The organism is Streptomyces yokosukanensis, from assembly GCF_001514035.1.
Taxonomy (GTDB): Bacteria; Actinomycetota; Actinomycetes; order Streptomycetales; family Streptomycetaceae; genus Streptomyces; species Streptomyces yokosukanensis.
Window position 1 is genome coordinate 228624 of record NZ_KQ948213.1, and the last position, 14991, is coordinate 243614.

Sequence of the window (14991 nt, forward strand, 5' to 3'; positions counted from 1 at the left end):
CCGTTGTCAGGAGGGCTCATGTCGATCCCGGAGATCGTCTCGCGCGAGCAGTGGCGCGCGGCGCGCGAGGAGTTGCGGCGCAAGGAGGAGGCGGTCGGGCGGGCGCGTGCGGCCCTCGGTGCGGAGCGGCGGCGGCTGCCCATGGTCGAGGTCGACACGGAGTACGTCTTCGAGGGCGGCGACGGAAAGGCCACCCTCCTGGACCTCTTCGAGGGACGGGCCCAGCTCGTCGTCCACCACTTCATGTTCGCGCCGGAGCAGGAGACCGGCTGCCCGTGCTGCTCGGCCTTCCTGGACCAGGTCGGCCACCTCGCCCATCTGCGCGCCCGGAACACCTCCTTCGCGGCCGTCTCCCGGGCGCCGTTCACCCGGATCCTGCCGTTCAAGGCGCGGATGGGCTGGGCGGTGCCCTGGTACTCGACGGACCCCTCGTCCCACGGCGACTTCAACCTCGACTTCGAGGCCACCGTGGAGCTGGACGGCGGCCTCGCCGAGCGCCCGGGCCTGAGCTGCTTCCTGCGCGACCACGACCGGGTCTTCCACACCTACTCGGCGTACGACGACGGGCTGGACGGACTCGGCACCCTCGCCGGCCTGCTCGACTTCACCGCGCTCGGCCGCAGTCCTGCGGGCAGCGACCGGCTCCGCTTTCACGACGAGTACGACGAGTACGACTTCTGACACGAAGAGTACTGTTTGTGTCACAAAGTGAACGGATCCTCACGGTCCGCACCGAACACGTGTAGACAATGTCTCAGTCCCGTCACCGAGCGAGGTGTTTCCCTTCTCCAGGGCGTTAACTCCCCTGAGGACGACGCTTTTCTGGAGGTGCGAGATGGTGAACGGGCGAACCGTGCTCGAACGCTTTCCCGCCGGTGGTCCACGAGGTTCCTGGCCCGCCGAGGAGTTCGCGCACGCGCGGCGTCAGGAAGGGCTGCCCGCCGAGGTCGTCATGGACCTCGCGACGGACACCTTCCTGGTGATCGTGCGCAGCGGCGACGGCGCGGACTGAGCCGACCGCGGGGCGCGGGGAACTCCGCGACCGGCCACGTACGCCCCGCGATCCGCCACGTACGCCCCGCGCCGGCCGCGCTCCCCGCGGCCGCCCATGAACAGAACCCGGCACCTCGGGGCGCCGCGCCGCGGCCGAAGCGAGCGCGGCGGCTACGCCGAGACCGCTCGCGACCAGTCCGGGGCCGTCCCGATCACCCGGCACAGGGCCAGGTACAGCGGGATCGGCGGGGTGTAGGGGACCGTGCCGTCCGGGCGGTGGATGAGCCGCGCGCTGCCGGTGACCACGGCGCCGGGGGCGTAGTGGGCCGGAGACGGCCACGGAAGGGCGTAGTCGGAGTCCGACGGAACGATCCACCACCAGCGGGCGCCGTCGGTGTACACACAGCCCAGCCGGGGCAGCCGGGGCACGACCAGGGGGCCGAGACGGTCGGGCACGGCCACGGCGTCCCAGCCGAGCGGTGCGGTCATGCCGTCCGGCAGCGCGAGATGGCGAGGCGCGTCCGGGACGGGTCTGCGCCGCTGCAGCCGCACCAGGGTGTCCAGGCCGAGAGGTCGCTCGCCGCCGGGGCCGACGGCACCGACCTGGCCGGGCTCGGAAGGGCTCGTGGTGTCGGGCCGGCGGACGCGGGTGGGGGCGGGACGGTGCTGCTCGGAGTGGGGGACACCCCGAGGATCGCAGTCGTGGCCGCCGGAGCCGTGGCCTGCGCTCACGGGCGCTCCCCCGCCCGGCGCTGCTCGGGGGGCCGGCGCAGAGTCCGGTGCGACGGCACGTCCGGGGCGTGGTGCCGGTGCGGCTCCGGTGTCCCGTGGCGGTGCTGCTGTTCGCCGTCCCGATAGATGGGGTGCCCGGAACCCGGGTGCCGGCCCTCCGGCGACTCGTCCTCGTCCGAGTCGTCCGGACGGCCCGGCTTGGTGCGGGCACCCCAGCCCAGGTCGTTGCACGGTTCCGTGGTGTCGTGGGCCGCGTCGGTCCGACGGGCCAGCTCGGCCCAGACCAGCAGCCCCGGCCCGTGTTCCTGGGCACCCCAGGCCCGGCACAGCGCGTCGACGAGAAGCAATCCCCTCCCGTGCTCCTCGTCAGGGCGCTGCGGGGACGGGTGGGGTTCACCGGGGGCACAGCCCCAGTCGCGTACGGCTATGCGCACGGTGTCGTCGTGGTCGTGCAACTCGCACACGACGCGACTGCTCGCGGTGTGCACGATCGCGTTGGTGACCAGCTCGGACATGACCAGGGCCGCGCTGTCACAGGTGTCCGCGCACACCGACCAGCCGGTCAGCCGGGCACGCGTCAGGCGTCTGGCCTGGGCGACGGAACCCGGATGTGCGGCCAGCTCGAAGCGGAACCGGCGCCCGGCAGCGCCCCCCTGGGGGGCTGCTCCCGTGGCTGCGCCGTGACCGGGACGGTCTGCGGCGGCGTCTGTTCCTAAGGGCGCGGACGGAATCACGCTTGCCACTATCTCCCCGCCGTGAACACTTGGCAAGTACCACTCTGAAAGTTGCAGAGTGCTGTGTGACTCGGTGAGGGGCCGTGGCACACTGCTCGCAACAGCATGTAGAGCGGCGCCAATTGGGGTCATCGGAGATCCGCCCTGGTCTTCGAATGCATCTTCGAATGGCGCCGTAGGGCTGTCGGGAAACATTTCGGTGGAGCATCAGTGGGGCTTTCGGTGGAGTCTTCGGTGGAGTCTTCGGTGGAGGTGGGAGCGTGAGCGAACCGCGGTCCGCGCCGACGGTGGGCCAGGTGGTCCTCGGCCGGCGCCTGCTGGACCTGCGGGAACGCGCCGGGCTGAAGCGCGAGGAAGCCGCCCGCGTACTGCGCGTCGCTCCCGCCACCGTCCGCCGTATGGAGATGGCCGAGGTCGCCCTCAAGATCCCGTACCTGCAACTGCTGCTCAAGGCCTACGGCGTGCCCGACGACGAGGCCGAACTCTTCGTCCAGCTGGCCGAGGAGGCCAATCGGCCCGGCTGGTGGCAACGGTTCCACGACATCCTGCCCGGCTGGTTCTCGATGTACGTCAGCCTGGAGGGCGCCGCCAGCCTCATCCGCTCCTACGAGCCGCACTTCGTCCCCGGCCTGCTCCAGACCGAGGACTACGCGCGCGGTGTGCTCAAGTCCGGTGCCATCGGCCAGACCAGCCCGGACGACATCGAGCGGCATGTCGCGCTGCGCATGCAGCGCCAGCAGCTGCTCACCCGTGCCGACGCCCCGCGCTTTTGGGCGGTGATGGACGAGACGGCCCTGCGCCGCCCGGTCGGCGGTCCGGAGGTGATGCGTGCGCAGATCGACAAGTTGCTCGAGGCCACGAAGCTGCCTCATGTGACGCTCCAGGTGGCCCCGTTCGCGAGCGGGCCGCATCCGGGGACGTACGGGCCGTTCGTGCTGTTCCGATTCGCCATGCCGGAGCTGCCGGACATGGTCTACAGCGAGTACCTGACCGGAGCCGTCTACCTGGACGCGCGCACCGAGGTGGCCACCCACCTCGAGGTCATGGACCGCATGGCGGCGCAGGCTGCTACGGCACAACGCACGAAGGGGATCCTCCAGGATCTCCGCAAGGAGCTGTGAATGGACCGCATCGAGCCGCGCGGGCACGTCTACAACGGCATGCCCGCGCGGGAGCTGGGCAGCGAGGGCTGGCACAAGCCCTGGAGCGGCGGCAACGGCGGGAACTGCCTGGAGGCGATGAAGCTGGCCGACGGCCGGATCGCCGTGCGCCAGTCCACCGACCCGGACGGCCCGGCGCTGATCTACACCGCGGACGAGATGACCGCGTTCATCGCGGGTGCCAAGGCGGGGGAGGCCGACTTCCTGCTGTCCTGATCCCGACCATGTGCTGCCTCTCGCTCAACCTCCTTGTCGTGGTTTCGAATTGATCACTCACCGCGTCGGACGTCTGCGGAGTGCCGCATGGCGGACCGCGCCCGACGCGCGGGTCGTCCACTGCGACAACGACCCGATCGTGCTGGCCCACGCGGCGGCCCTGCTGCACTTCGTCTCCGACGAGGACGGCGCGCACGAACCGGTCGCCCGGCTGCTCGCCGAACTGCCCTCCGGCAGCTGTCTGATGATGACCCACGCCACGGTCGACCTCACCCCCGAGGAGTCGGCTGCGGCCACCGGGAAACTGAGGGCGGCCGGCATCACCCTCGCGCCGGGCGCCCGGGAGGCCGGCCACCGCCCTCCGGGGGCAGCCCGGCTCCTCACCCGGGAGGCAGCACCCCGCACAGTGCCTCCAGCGCGGCGCCGTAGGCGTGTTCCGCCGCGGCCGCGTATCCCACCACCAGGCCGTCACCGGCGCTCGCCGCCGCCTGCGGATGCCGGAACGCGGCGAGTCCGTCCAGGGCGACGCCCTGCCACGCGGCGGCCTTCACTGCGGACCGCTCCGTGCCCGGCGGCAGCCGCAGCACCGCGTGCAGCCCGGCCGCGATGCCCGTCACCTCGACCTGGGGCGCGTCGGCGGCGAGCGCGGCGACGAGCCGGTCACGCCGGTGCCGGTAGCGCTGGCGCATGCGCCGCACATGTCGGTCGTACGACCCGGAGACGAGGAACTCCGCCAGCGCCAGCTGGTCCAGGACGCTCGCCCAGCTCTCCCGCTCGCCCTTCGCCGCGAGCACCGGCCCGACGTACCGCTGCGGCAGGACCATCCAGCCCAGCCGCAGCGCGGGCGACAGGCTCTTGCTGACCGACCCGACGTAGATCACCCGCTCCGGATCGAGGCCCTGGAGCGCGCCGACGGGCTTGCGGTCGTACCGGAACTCGCCGTCGTAGTCGTCCTCCAGGACGACCGCCCCACGCGCGCGTGCCCAGTCGATCACGGCCGCCCGGCGCTCCGGGTGCAGCGGGCCGCCGGTCGGGAACTGATGCGCCGGCGTGAGCAGCACCGCCCGCTCCCGGCCGAGCACGTCCACGCGCGCGCCGTGCTCGTCCAGCGGCAAGGGGACCGTTCGCACCCCGGCCGTGGCGAGCAGCCCCCGGTGGAATTCCAGCCCGTACGCCTCCACGCCCAGCGGCCCGCGCAGCACCCCGCCCGCGCCCTGGCCGAACAGCAGCCGCAGCGCGTGTGCGAAGCCCGAGCAGACGACGATCCGGTCCGGCTCGGTCCGCACGCCACGCGCGCGTGCCAGATACTCGGTCAGCGCCTCCCGCAGCTCCCGGCGCCCGGCCGGATCTCCCGGCCCGAACGCCTCGCTCGGCGCCCCCTGGAGCGCCCGCCGGTAGCAGGCCGACCAGGCCGCGCGCGGGAACGCCGAGGCGTCCGGCGCACCCTGCCGCAGATCGTGCCGCGGGCCACGCGCGCGTGAAGGTGCCTTTACGGGCGTCCGTACGGCGTGTCGCAGCGGTTCCGCCCGATCGGCCACCCGGGTTCCCGAACCCTGCCGGGCGGTCAGCCAGCCCTCCGCGACCAGTTCCGCATAGGCGTCGGCCACCGTGTTGCGGGCCACGCCCAGATCGGCGGCGAGCGACCGGTACGGCGGCAGCCGCGTGCCCGGAGCCAGCCGACCGCCGCGCACGGCCTCCCGCAGCGCCCGGGTCAGCGCCGCCCGCCGGCCCCCCGGCCCCGACAGCTCCAGATGCAGATCGGCACCGATGCGCTCCGCGGAATTGACCCATGATTCCGTCATGGAAATGCACCCTACAGCCGGTCTATCGGGCTCGTAGGTTTAAGCCATGACGACGCACACGACCACCACCGCAACCTCCCTCACCAGCGCGATCGCCGAGGCCGAGGGCTCCCGTACCCGACTGGACCTCGCGAAGTCCGCTCCGAAGGTCTTCCGCGCCATCATCGGCTTCGACGCCGCCGCCCGTGACGGCCTCGCCCCGGCGCTGGTCGAGCTGATCCAGATCCGCGCCTCGCACCTCAACCACTGCGCCTACTGCCTGCACATGCACACCGCCGACGCCCGCAAGGCAGGCGAGAGCGAGGACCGGCTGCACATGGTCGCCGTCTGGCGCGAGGCCCGGCACTTCTTCACCCCGAAGGAACAGGCCGCCCTGGCGCTCACCGAGGCGCTGACCCTCGTCGCCGACGCGGGCGTCCCCGACGCCGTCTACGCGGAGGCCGCCGCCCACTTCGACGAGGCGGAACTGGCCCACGTCATCGCCCTGATCTGCACGATCAACACGTGGAACCGGGTGGCCCTGTCGACGGGCAAGGTGGCGGGCACGGACGAACGGAAGCGCTGACCGCCGCACATCACGGCGAACCGTCACCCCACCGGTCGGCCACGGCTACACCCTCATCGGCCGATCCCTCGGAGCGACCGGTGCCGGCAGCTGTGAACTGCCCGTCAGATAGCGGTCGACGGCCGCCGCCACCGCCCGCCCCTCAGCGATCGCCCAGACGATGAGCGACTGCCCGCGCGCCGCGTCCCCGGCGGCGAACACCCCGGGGACGTTGGTCGCGAAGCCGTCGTCCCGTGCGAGCGTGCCACGCGGGGCGAGCTGCAGCCCCAACTGCCTGATCAGCCCGTCCTCCTGATCCGGCCCGGAGAACCCGAGGGCGAGCAGCACGAGATCGACGGGAAGCGTCCGTCCGGTGCCCGGCAGCGGTCGGCGCAACTCGTCGACCTCCACCAGATGCAGCGACCGCACGTGCCCGCTGTCGTCGCCGGCGAAGTGGAGCGTGGACGCCGCGAACAGCCGTGCGTCCGCGTCCGCAGCCGGCGCCGTGCGCAGGTCCCTGGCCTCCTCGTGCGCGGCCGACAGCCGGTAGATCTTCGGGTACGTCGGCCAGGGCTCGGTGTCCTCGTCGCGCTCGGCGCCCGGCTGCGCGTAGATGTCCAGCTGGGTCACGGACGCGGCCCCCTCGCGCACCGCGGTCCCCAGACAGTCCGCGCCGGTGTCCCCGCCGCCCACGATCACCACGTGCCGGCCGGCCGCCGACAACGGTGAAACCTCCAGATCCCCCTCGCACACCCGGTTGGCCAGTGGCAGATACTCCATCGCCTGCTGTATCCCCTCCAACTCCCGTCCCGGCACCGAAAGTTCCCGCCACGCGGTCGCGCCCGTGGCGATCACCACCGCGTCGTACCGCCCGCGCAGCTCCACCGCGCCGACGTCCCGCCCGACCGTCGTCGACGTACGGAACTTCGTGCCCTCGGCCCGCATCTGCTCGATCCGCCGCTCCAGATGCCGCTTCGCCATCTTGAACTCGGGGATCCCGTACCGCATCAGCCCGCCGATCCGGTCGTCCTTCTCGTACACGGCGACCGTGTGTCCGGCCCGGGTCAGCTGCTGCGCCGCCGCCAGTCCGGTCGGCCCGGAGCCGATGACGGCGACCGTCCTCCCGGACAGCCGCTCGGGCGGCCGTGCCGGGGTGAAGCCCTCCGCCCACGCCCGGTCGGCGATCGCGCACTCGACGTTCTTGATGGTGACGGCCGGCTGGTTGATCGCGAGGACGCAGCCCGCCTCACAGGGCGCCGGACACAACCGGCCGGTGAACTCGGGGAAGTTGTTCGTCGCGTGCAGCCGGTCGCTCGCCGCCCGCCAGTCCTCCCGCGAGACCAGGTCGTTCCACTCCGGGATCAGGTTGCCCAGCGGGCAGGCGTCGTGGCAGAACGGGACCCCGCAGTCCATGCACCGGTCGGCCTGCTTGCTGATGATGGGCAGCAGCGCCCGGGGGACGTACACCTCGTCCCAGTCCCGCACGCGCTCCTCGACGGGCCGCCGCGGCCACTCCTGGCGCGGCGTGGTCATGAACCCCTTGGGATCGGCCATGGTCGTCTTCCTCGCGTACGGGCACCGCAGGGGTACCGGGTGTACGACGGGCTGTGCGCCATCGGCGGCAGCCATGTCACCGGCGGCCGCCTTCGGCACTCTTTCGGCCACGATACGTCCGTGCCGACCAGCGCGAGGGTGGTGGAGAGCGCTTTCTCGCGGTGGAGGGTCAGGGGTGGGCCGGGCGAGGGGCTCCTCGGGAACTCAGGTGAGGGCCAGTACGTAGACCAGGGCCGCCGCGCCGGCGGCAACGGCCCGGACGTGGTTCCAGAACGTCCACTCGCGCACATACGTCGGCCAGTACGCGGCGGCCTCCGGAGCACCCGGGGTCAGCCGGGCCAGTCTGTCGTTGCGCGGGACGTTCGCGACCACGGTCAGCCCGAACGAGCCGAAGAGATACAGCGCGCTGCCCAGCAGCAGTTCCAGCTTCCCTTCCCCCGGCCACACCACGAACGTCACCACGGCGATCATCGCGCTCAGCACCGCCGAGCCGGTGAACACCGTCATGAACGCAGTCCGCACCGCGGCGACATTGATCGCGTTCATGGCCGCGACGCCCTGCGCTGGTGGCAGCGCGGCGAGCCCCCGCATCACGAAGGTCGAGAACGCGCAGAAGACCCCGGCCATCAGCCCGGTGCCGAGAATCCCCACCACGACCAGCACAAAGAACGGCCCGCCGATCATCTCCACGCCCCATCTCGTCTCGCGCCACCCGCAACGGGCCCGACAACCGCATCGCTTCCAGTCCACGCCCAGGAAGCGGCGCCGACCATGGTCGAGGAACGCGCCGACATACGCGAGCGTCTCCCCCTCCTTTGTCTCCTTTCCTCCCCCCTCGCCTCCTCCTCGCCGCTCTCAGCCCACGTCCGTCCCGATGTCCTGCCAGGCCAGCAGCACGCTCTCCACGGCCGGGGCGATCCGGCGCCGCGCCTCGTACCGCGACACCCCGCTCATCAGCAGCTGGTCGTACGGCGTATCCACATGCCGTACGGCCGCCACGACCGCCGAGATCACCGCCCCCTCCGAGAGCGCCCGCCCGGCCGCACTGCGCCCGACCCGGCCGCTGCCCCGCGCGGACGCGTGCGCCGCGATGGCCCGCGCGCGGTCGGCCGGGCAGCCGGGAAGCAGCCGGAGGATCTCGGCCGCGAACGCCGCCGCGAACCGCTCGTCCTGCGCAGTCCTGTGCCGCGCGTCCCGCGCCCGCCGCCGGCGCCGTGCCTCCGCGTCCGCCAGACAGCGGGCCTCGGCCCGGGCAAGCGCCGCCTCCTCCACGAGCACGCCCTGTCGCTCGTAACGGCTCTTGCGCCGGTTGAACCGCACCACCACGACCGACAGTCCGCTCTCCTCCCTGGATCTGCGGGTCAGCGCGGTGTCCCCGCGCGGCAGGAACACCAGGTGCCCGAGGTCCGCGCAGTGCAGGCAGCGCGGTGCCCCGTCCTCCAGCACCAGCAGTGACAGCGGCCCGCGCCGGCACCCGGCGCACCGCTTGGGCTTCAGCGCCTGAATGACGACAAGCCGACCAGGAGAGTGGGGAGTTGAGGGAAGCGCCATACGCGGTACTTTCCCCGTCGCCGCCCGCGCCTCCCACACATTGCCCGCTCCTTCTCCTCCTTCCCCCCGCCGGCGTCCCTCCCTCTCCTCGCTTCGCTTCGCTTCGCCTCTTCCTCTTCTTCCTCCCCTCCGGCTGCTGACTTCTTCTTCCTTTTTCCTTCCTTCCGGCTGCCGACTTCCTTTGCGCTCGCGTCGCTCCGCTTGCGTCCGCGTCTCCGGCTCCGAAGTCGAACGCCGGGGCCTGCGAACGGTGCCGCACCGGGAGCCTGGATCGGATCTCGTGCGCCGCTGCTACGGCTTTGCTGCCACTGCCGTGTCCTCTGCCGACTGCGACCTTCTCCCGGCAGTGGCCCACTGCCCGCCCCTCCTGGGAGGCTCCGTCACCTGGCCCCACCGCGACCCGGCATCATGGGCCCTGTGCGACTCGAAGCGATCACCTGGGACCGGCTCGCCGAGCTGCTCGCCGACCGGCTGGCCGGCCTGGAGCCGGCCGACGGAGGTGCCTGGCCGCGGGTCGGCCTCGACGGGGCCCCGGCCGCCCGGCCCGGCGACCTCGCCGAGCGTGTCGGGCAGGCGCTGCGGGTACGCGGCCGGCCCTCGCTCGTGGTCGATGCCGAGGGCTTTCTGCGCCCGGCCTCACTCCGCCTGGAGCACGGACGGCGGGACGCGGAGTCGTATTACGGCGGATGGTTCGACACCGGCGCCCTGTGGCGCGAGGTCTTCGGCCCGCTGGACCCGGGCGGCAGCGGCCGCGTCCTGCCCGACCTGTGGGATCCGGTCACCGACCGTGCCACCCGCAGTCCCTATGTCCAACTCCCGCCCGGCGGGATCCTGTTGCTCCACGGCCCCCTCCTGCTGCGCCACTGGTTCCCCTTCGACCTGACCGTGCACCTCCTTCTCTCCCCGGGTGCCCTGCGCCGCCGTACCCCGGAGGCCGACCACTGGACGCTCCCCGCCTTCGAGCGCTACGACGGCGAGACCGACCCCGCCGGCACGGCCGACGTCCTGGTACGCACCGACGACCCGCGCCACCCTGCCTGGAGTGGCTGAACCGCAGGCCCGGCCACAGCCCCCTGCGGCTCTCAGAGCCAGCCGTTGCGCCGGAAGCCCCGATACAGCACCACACACGCCCCCGCCATGACAGCCATGACCAGCGGATAGCCGAACCGCCAGTGCAGCTCCGGCATGTTGTCGAAATTCATGCCGTACACACCGCACACCATCGTCGGCACGGCGATCACCGCGGCCCAGGCGGTGATCTTCCGCATGTCCTCGTTCTGCGCGACGGTCACCTGCGCGAGATGGGCCTGCAGGATCGAGTTGAGCAGTTCGTCGAACGCGGCGATCTGTTCCTTGGCTCGGATCAGATGGTCGAGCACATCCCGGAAATAGGCCTGTATCTCCGGTGCGACCACACGTATGGGCCGGGTGGCCAGGTCCTCCACCGGGCGGCCCAGCGGTACCACCGCTCGCTTCAGCTCCAGCAGTTCACGCTTCATCTGGTAGATGCGGCCGGGGTCGAGCCGCGCGCCGTTCTCCGAGAACACCTCGGTCTCGACCTGGTCGATGTCGGCCTGCACCGCGTCCGTCACGTTGAGGTAGTCGTCGACGACATGGTCGGCGATCGCGTGCAGCACCGCCGCCGGGCCCTTCGAGAGCTGGTACGGATGGGCCTCCAGGTCCTCGCGCAGGGGGCCCAGCGAGCCGTGTCGGCCGTGCCGGACCGTGATGACGAAGTCCTCGCCGACGAACACCATGATCTCGCCGGTGTTCACGACCTCGCTGGTCGCCGTCAGCTTCTCGTGCTCCACATAGCAGACGGTCTTGAACACCGCGAAGAGCGTGTCCCCGTAGTGCTCCAGTTTCGGGCGCTGATGCGCCTCGACCGCATCCTCCACCGCCAGCGGATGCAGGTCGAACAGCTCGGCGATGCCCGCGAACTCGCGGTCCGTCGGCTCATGCAGCCCCAACCAGACGAACCCCTCGCCGGTCTTGCGCACCATCCGCACGGCGTCCACCAGATCCGTGCACTGCGGCACCCGCACACCGTCCTGGTACGTCACGCAGTTGACCACCGACGAGCCCAGCGGAGACCTGGCGGGATGACTCAGGTCGACACGCGGCCGCCGCCGGGTCAGCCGCGCCACCTTGCGCAGGCCGCCGACCCGGCTCAGCCCCGTGACCTTCCGCAGATTCCCCGCCATGGACATCTGGATCCCCTCGCATGGATCTCCCCGCACAACGCTTCCGCGCCTTGCCGGGCAAGTCTGCCAGCCGAGTGCAAAACGCGGGTAAGCCTGTGGGAACAGGATGTTCCGCTTGGTTCCCGTCTGTGGACGGACGGGCTCCGACCAGTGCGCGGATCGGCTCCCACCCCTCGACGGAACGTTCGCCGATCCCGACAAGCCGGGCGACTGGGATGATCGTGGCATGACGCGATCCGACGGCTACCTCCTGGACAACCAGCAGAACGAGGCGGGACGGCGCTTCGACGCCTTCGCCACCCTCTTCGATCCCACGACGTTCCGGCACATCGAGGCACTCGGCATCGGGCCCGGCATGCGGTGCTGGGAAGTCGGGGCCGGCGGCACCTCCGTGGTGTCCTGGCTCGCCGAGAAGGTGGGCCCCACCGGCAGGGTCGTCGCGACCGACATCGACACCTCGCTGGTCTCGGCTGCCGCCGCCCGGCCTCCGGTGGAGGTCCGCGTCCACGACGTGGGTGCCGAGGAACCGCCGGGCGAGGGCTTCGACCTGGTCCACGCCCGACTCGTCCTCGTCCATGTCCCGGACCGGGACAGGGCGTTGCGGTCCATGATCCAGGCCCTGCGGCCCGGCGGACGGCTGCTGGTCGAGGACGCCGACCCGGCCCTTCAGCCCCTGCTCTGCCCCGACGAGTACGGGCCCGAGCAGCAGCTGGCCAACCGGCTGCGCCAGGGCTTTCGCAAGCTGCTCGCCGAACGCGGCGCCGATCTGTCCTACGGCCGCAAACTCCCGCGTCTGCTGCGCGAGGCCGGACTGGGCGGTGTGGAGGCGGACGCCTTCTTCCCGGTGGCCTCACCCGCCTGCACCGCCTTGGAAGCCGCGACGATCCGTCAGATCCGGGACCGACTCGTCACCGCAGGGATCGCCACCGACGAGGACATCGACCGGCACCTGGCCAACGTCGAGACCGGCGGCATGGACCTGGCCACCGCGCCGATGATCTCGGTGTGGGGACGGAAAGCCCAGGCGCCCACCACGGGGCGGGCGCCCAGGCCGTGCGGATCAAGGCGCTGAGCCTTGACGTCCACGCTGCCCGGGCAGGCATGGCGCAGCGGCCCGCGTCCCGACGCGTCGGCGGCGGGCTAGCCGGTGTCCCCCATGCGCGGCGGTCGGCCACCCACCCGCTCCACTGCCTGCGCGCCTGCCCGGCAGCCCTGCGCGGCCGCCTCCTGCGGGTCCGCGCCCGCGATCAGGGCGGCGAGGAACGCCCCGGTGAAGGCGTCACCGGCGCCCGTGGTGTCCCTGGGGGCCGCCGGAGCCGCGGGGACCCGGACCGGCGCGCTGCCGGAGCGGACCACCAGCGCACCGTCCGCGCCCGCCTTGGCCACGACCAGCGGCACGAGACGGCTCAGCTTGGCCGCCGCGTCCACCGGATCCGGCAGCCCGGTCAGCAGACACGCCTCGTCCCGGCTGGGCAGCAGCACATCCAGCCGCTCCGCGAACGCCAGGAACCGATCCACGCCCAGCCGCACCAGAAAGCCGGCCGACGCCGGATCCAGACTGACCGGCACACCACGCGCGCGTGCCGCCGCGAGCGCCGTCCCGGCCAGCTTCCGGCTCGCCTCCGTGAACAGCAGGTAGCCCGACAGATGCAGCCGGGCCACACCGTCGAGCAACGCGTCCGACCAGTCGGCCGGTTCGAGCCGCAACGACGCGCCGCTGTCCGTGAGGAACGTGCGCTCCGCTGCCGCACCCGTGTCGACGAGGCAGATCACCGTCCCGGTCGCGGCCGTCGGATCGACCACCAGCCGGGGCCGCACCCCGGCCGCGACCAGCTCCCGCTCGTGCCATGCGGCCGCGTCCGCGCCCACCCGTCCGAGCAGCCGTACGTCCGCACAGCCCGTGTGCGCGGCCCAGCAGGCCACGTTCGCGCCCGCGCCGCCCGGCACCGTCCGGATTCCGGCGGCCGTGTCGGTGCCGGCCGCGAGCGGACCCCGGTGCCGGGCGACCACATCCGTGACCACGTCACCGACGACCAGCAGGGCCCCGCTCCGCTGCGCGGTCACCCCCTGGTCCACGCCGTGGCGATCCGCGCCGCCAGCCGTACGTTGCCGCGCACGGCCGCCAGATTGGCGCTCAGGGAGGCGCCGTCGGTGTGCCGGACCAGGTAGTCCAGCAGGAACGGGGTCACCGACTGCCCGGTGACGCCCTGCTCCGCGCAGGCGCGCAACGCGTCGGCGAGCACGCGTGCGTGCAGCTCGGGATCGAGCTGCTCCGCCTCGGGGACGGGGTTGGCGACGATCAGCGCCGCCCCCGGCGCGTCGAGCGCGTCCTGGGCCCGCATCACATCCGCGACCTGAGCGGGGGTGTCCAGCCTCCAGTCGACCGGATGCCCCGAGTCCGACAGATAGAAGCCTGGGAACCGGTCCGTGCCGTACCCGGCGACGGCCACGCCGAGGGTCTCCAGCCGTTGCAGGGTCGCCGGCACGTCCAGGATCGACTTCACACCCGCGCAGACCACGGTGATCCGAGTGCGTGCCAGCAGGCCCAGGTCGGCCGACTCGTCCTGGGTCACCGTCCACTCCCGGTGCACACCGCCCAGACCGCCGGTGGCGAACACCCGGATGCCCGCGAGCGCGGCCAGTTGTGCCGTCGCCGACACCGTGGTCGCCCCGCTCACGCCGGCCGCCACGGCGAGCGGCAGATCGCGGTGGCCCAGCTTGCGGATGCCGTCCTCGTTCGCGACCCGCTCCAGTTGCTCCTTGTCCAGGCCGACACGGGGGTGGCCGTCGAGCACGGCGACGGTCGCGGGTACGGCGCCCTCCCGCCGCACGGCGTCCTCCAGCTCCAGCGCCACTTGCAGGTTGCGCGGGCGGGGCAGGCCATGCGCGATGATCGTGGACTCCAGGGCCACCACCGGCCGCCGCGCGTCGCTCGCTTCCCGGACCTCTTCCGACACCATCAGCACCACGCACCGCCTCCTGTCCGTCGGCTTTCCCTCATCTCTGGCGGGCACCGGCGGCCGATAAACGCTTGCCGCGTGTGGGGGACGCCACCAGCCTGGGCCGCATGACGAACAACAGCATCCGTCTTGACCACGTCGTCCTGTGGGTGGCCGATCCGGTCGCCGCGGCCGGCTTCTACCAGGAGGCCGTCGGCCTGGAGCCTGTCAGGGTCACCGAGTTCGCCGAGGGAAAGGCGGCCTTCCCGTCCGTGCGCGTCAACGAGGAGACCCTCCTGGACCTCGCCCCGCTCGCCTTCGCGGAACGCATGACCATGCTGACCGGCGCGGCCGACCGGGCCGGCCATCCGGTCAACCATCTCTGCCTGTCCCTGTCCGCCGACGCCTTCGACGCCCTGCGCACCCGGCTGGAGGAGCGCGGCGTGCCCATGAGCGACATCGGCCACGACTCCTTCGGTGCCCGTGGCAACGCCCCGCGCAGCTTCTACTTCCACGACCCCGACGGCAACGTCCTCGAAGCTCGGCACTACACCGACTAGCC

17 protein-coding genes and 1 pseudogene are annotated in these 14991 nt (G+C 72.2%); 9 read left to right on the forward strand and 9 right to left on the reverse strand.

What is annotated here, in order from left to right:
* The first annotated feature begins 18 nt into the window (after positions 1–18).
* Positions 19–681: a DUF899 domain-containing protein gene (locus AQI95_RS20970; protein WP_067125628.1), complete on the forward strand. Its 663-nt coding sequence runs from the start codon at positions 19–21 to the stop codon at positions 679–681.
* Between the two features lie 154 nt (positions 682–835).
* Complete coding sequence (locus AQI95_RS48010; RefSeq protein WP_167361953.1) at positions 836–1012, forward strand: hypothetical protein; 177 nt, start codon at positions 836–838, stop codon at positions 1010–1012.
* A 152-nt stretch (positions 1013–1164) separates the two neighbouring features.
* Here AQI95_RS48010 and AQI95_RS20975 read toward each other — a convergent pair whose 3' ends face one another.
* A complete protein-coding gene (locus tag AQI95_RS20975) occupies positions 1165–1557 on the reverse strand; it encodes a hypothetical protein (RefSeq protein ID WP_067126320.1) in 393 nt (130 codons plus the stop codon).
* Between the two features lie 164 nt (positions 1558–1721).
* The gene (locus AQI95_RS20980) at positions 1722–2495 is read right to left on the reverse strand and encodes an ATP-binding protein (protein ID WP_425264891.1); all 774 of its coding nucleotides are present in this window, start codon (positions 2493–2495) and stop codon (positions 1722–1724) included.
* Positions 2496–2719: 224 nt separating this feature from the next.
* Between AQI95_RS20980 and AQI95_RS20985 the strand changes: the two genes are divergently transcribed.
* The 3 genes and pseudogenes from AQI95_RS20985 to AQI95_RS49085 all read left to right on the forward strand — a co-directional run.
* Complete coding sequence (locus AQI95_RS20985; protein WP_067125630.1) at positions 2720–3580, forward strand: helix-turn-helix domain-containing protein; 861 nt, start codon at positions 2720–2722, stop codon at positions 3578–3580.
* Positions 3581–3835: a DUF397 domain-containing protein gene (locus AQI95_RS20990; protein ID WP_067125633.1), complete on the forward strand. Its 255-nt coding sequence runs from the start codon at positions 3581–3583 to the stop codon at positions 3833–3835.
* 73 nt (positions 3836–3908) lie between these two features.
* Positions 3909–4181 (forward strand): annotated as a pseudogene (locus AQI95_RS49085) (SAM-dependent methyltransferase); the annotation flags it as partial.
* A gap of 34 nt (positions 4182–4215) precedes the next feature.
* Here the strand turns inward: AQI95_RS49085 and pdxR are convergent.
* A complete protein-coding gene (gene pdxR / locus AQI95_RS21000; protein WP_067125639.1) occupies positions 4216–5637 on the reverse strand; it encodes a MocR-like pyridoxine biosynthesis transcription factor PdxR in 1422 nt (473 codons plus the stop codon).
* A 46-nt stretch (positions 5638–5683) separates the two neighbouring features.
* On the opposite strand from pdxR, the gene AQI95_RS21005 reads away from it, so the two are divergent.
* Positions 5684–6202 (forward strand): carboxymuconolactone decarboxylase family protein, encoded by a 519-nt coding sequence (locus AQI95_RS21005; protein WP_067125643.1) that lies wholly within the window; start codon positions 5684–5686, stop codon positions 6200–6202.
* Positions 6203–6247: 45 nt separating this feature from the next.
* Here AQI95_RS21005 and AQI95_RS21010 read toward each other — a convergent pair whose 3' ends face one another.
* From AQI95_RS21010 to AQI95_RS21020, 3 genes are all read right to left on the reverse strand, one after another.
* On the reverse strand, positions 6248–7735 hold the full coding sequence (locus AQI95_RS21010; RefSeq protein ID WP_067125646.1) for a glutamate synthase subunit beta: 1488 nt from the start codon (positions 7733–7735) through the stop codon (positions 6248–6250).
* Positions 7736–7939: 204 nt separating this feature from the next.
* The gene (locus tag AQI95_RS21015) at positions 7940–8419 is read right to left on the reverse strand and encodes an anthrone oxygenase family protein (RefSeq protein WP_067126323.1); all 480 of its coding nucleotides are present in this window, start codon (positions 8417–8419) and stop codon (positions 7940–7942) included.
* A 171-nt stretch (positions 8420–8590) separates the two neighbouring features.
* Complete coding sequence (locus AQI95_RS21020) at positions 8591–9286, reverse strand: DUF2293 domain-containing protein (protein WP_079071393.1); 696 nt, start codon at positions 9284–9286, stop codon at positions 8591–8593.
* A gap of 417 nt (positions 9287–9703) precedes the next feature.
* Here AQI95_RS21020 and AQI95_RS21025 point away from each other — a divergent pair, with 417 nt between their 5' ends.
* Positions 9704–10336 (forward strand): nucleoside/nucleotide kinase family protein, encoded by a 633-nt coding sequence (locus AQI95_RS21025; protein ID WP_067126329.1) that lies wholly within the window; start codon positions 9704–9706, stop codon positions 10334–10336.
* A gap of 32 nt (positions 10337–10368) precedes the next feature.
* On the opposite strand, the gene corA is transcribed toward AQI95_RS21025, so the two are convergent.
* Positions 10369–11496, reverse strand: a complete 1128-nt coding sequence (gene corA / locus AQI95_RS21030) for a magnesium/cobalt transporter CorA (protein ID WP_067125649.1) — start codon at positions 11494–11496, stop codon at positions 10369–10371.
* Between the two features lie 220 nt (positions 11497–11716).
* Between corA and AQI95_RS21035 the strand changes: the two genes are divergently transcribed.
* Positions 11717–12562, forward strand: coding sequence for a methyltransferase (locus AQI95_RS21035; RefSeq protein WP_067125652.1), 846 nt, complete (start codon positions 11717–11719; stop codon positions 12560–12562).
* 68 nt (positions 12563–12630) lie between these two features.
* On the opposite strand, the gene AQI95_RS21040 is transcribed toward AQI95_RS21035, so the two are convergent.
* Together AQI95_RS21040 and AQI95_RS21045 are read right to left on the reverse strand one after the other, a co-directional pair.
* The gene (locus AQI95_RS21040) at positions 12631–13566 is read right to left on the reverse strand and encodes a carbohydrate kinase family protein (protein WP_067125654.1); all 936 of its coding nucleotides are present in this window, start codon (positions 13564–13566) and stop codon (positions 12631–12633) included.
* A complete protein-coding gene (locus AQI95_RS21045; RefSeq protein ID WP_067125656.1) occupies positions 13551–14459 on the reverse strand; it encodes a pseudouridine-5'-phosphate glycosidase in 909 nt (302 codons plus the stop codon). The genes AQI95_RS21040 and AQI95_RS21045 overlap by 16 nt, the downstream gene beginning before the upstream one ends.
* Before the next feature lie 98 nt (positions 14460–14557).
* Between AQI95_RS21045 and AQI95_RS21050 the strand changes: the two genes are divergently transcribed.
* On the forward strand, positions 14558–14989 hold the full coding sequence (locus AQI95_RS21050; protein WP_067126332.1) for a VOC family protein: 432 nt from the start codon (positions 14558–14560) through the stop codon (positions 14987–14989).
* The last annotated feature ends 2 nt before the right edge of the window (positions 14990–14991 follow it).

What these genes read in the sequence shown, in the direction of transcription:
- AQI95_RS20970 (WP_067125628.1), top strand. Translation starts at nt 19, where the DNA reads ATGTCGATCCCGGAGATCGTCTCGCGCGAGCAGTGGCGCGCGGCGCGC.
- AQI95_RS48010 (WP_167361953.1), top strand. Translation starts at nt 836, where the DNA reads ATGGTGAACGGGCGAACCGTGCTCGAACGCTTTCCCGCCGGTGGTCCA.
- AQI95_RS20990 (WP_067125633.1), top strand. Translation starts at nt 3,581, where the DNA reads ATGGACCGCATCGAGCCGCGCGGGCACGTCTACAACGGCATGCCCGCG.
- pdxR (WP_067125639.1), bottom strand. Translation starts at nt 5,637, where the DNA reads ATGACGGAATCATGGGTCAATTCCGCGGAGCGCATCGGTGCCGATCTG.
- AQI95_RS21005 (WP_067125643.1), top strand. Translation starts at nt 5,684, where the DNA reads ATGACGACGCACACGACCACCACCGCAACCTCCCTCACCAGCGCGATC.
- AQI95_RS21010 (WP_067125646.1), bottom strand. Translation starts at nt 7,735, where the DNA reads ATGGCCGATCCCAAGGGGTTCATGACCACGCCGCGCCAGGAGTGGCCG.
- AQI95_RS21015 (WP_067126323.1), bottom strand. Translation starts at nt 8,419, where the DNA reads ATGATCGGCGGGCCGTTCTTTGTGCTGGTCGTGGTGGGGATTCTCGGC.
- AQI95_RS21020 (WP_079071393.1), bottom strand. Translation starts at nt 9,286, where the DNA reads ATGGCGCTTCCCTCAACTCCCCACTCTCCTGGTCGGCTTGTCGTCATT.
- corA (WP_067125649.1), bottom strand. Translation starts at nt 11,496, where the DNA reads ATGTCCATGGCGGGGAATCTGCGGAAGGTCACGGGGCTGAGCCGGGTC.
- AQI95_RS21035 (WP_067125652.1), top strand. Translation starts at nt 11,717, where the DNA reads ATGACGCGATCCGACGGCTACCTCCTGGACAACCAGCAGAACGAGGCG.
- AQI95_RS21050 (WP_067126332.1), top strand. Translation starts at nt 14,558, where the DNA reads ATGACGAACAACAGCATCCGTCTTGACCACGTCGTCCTGTGGGTGGCC.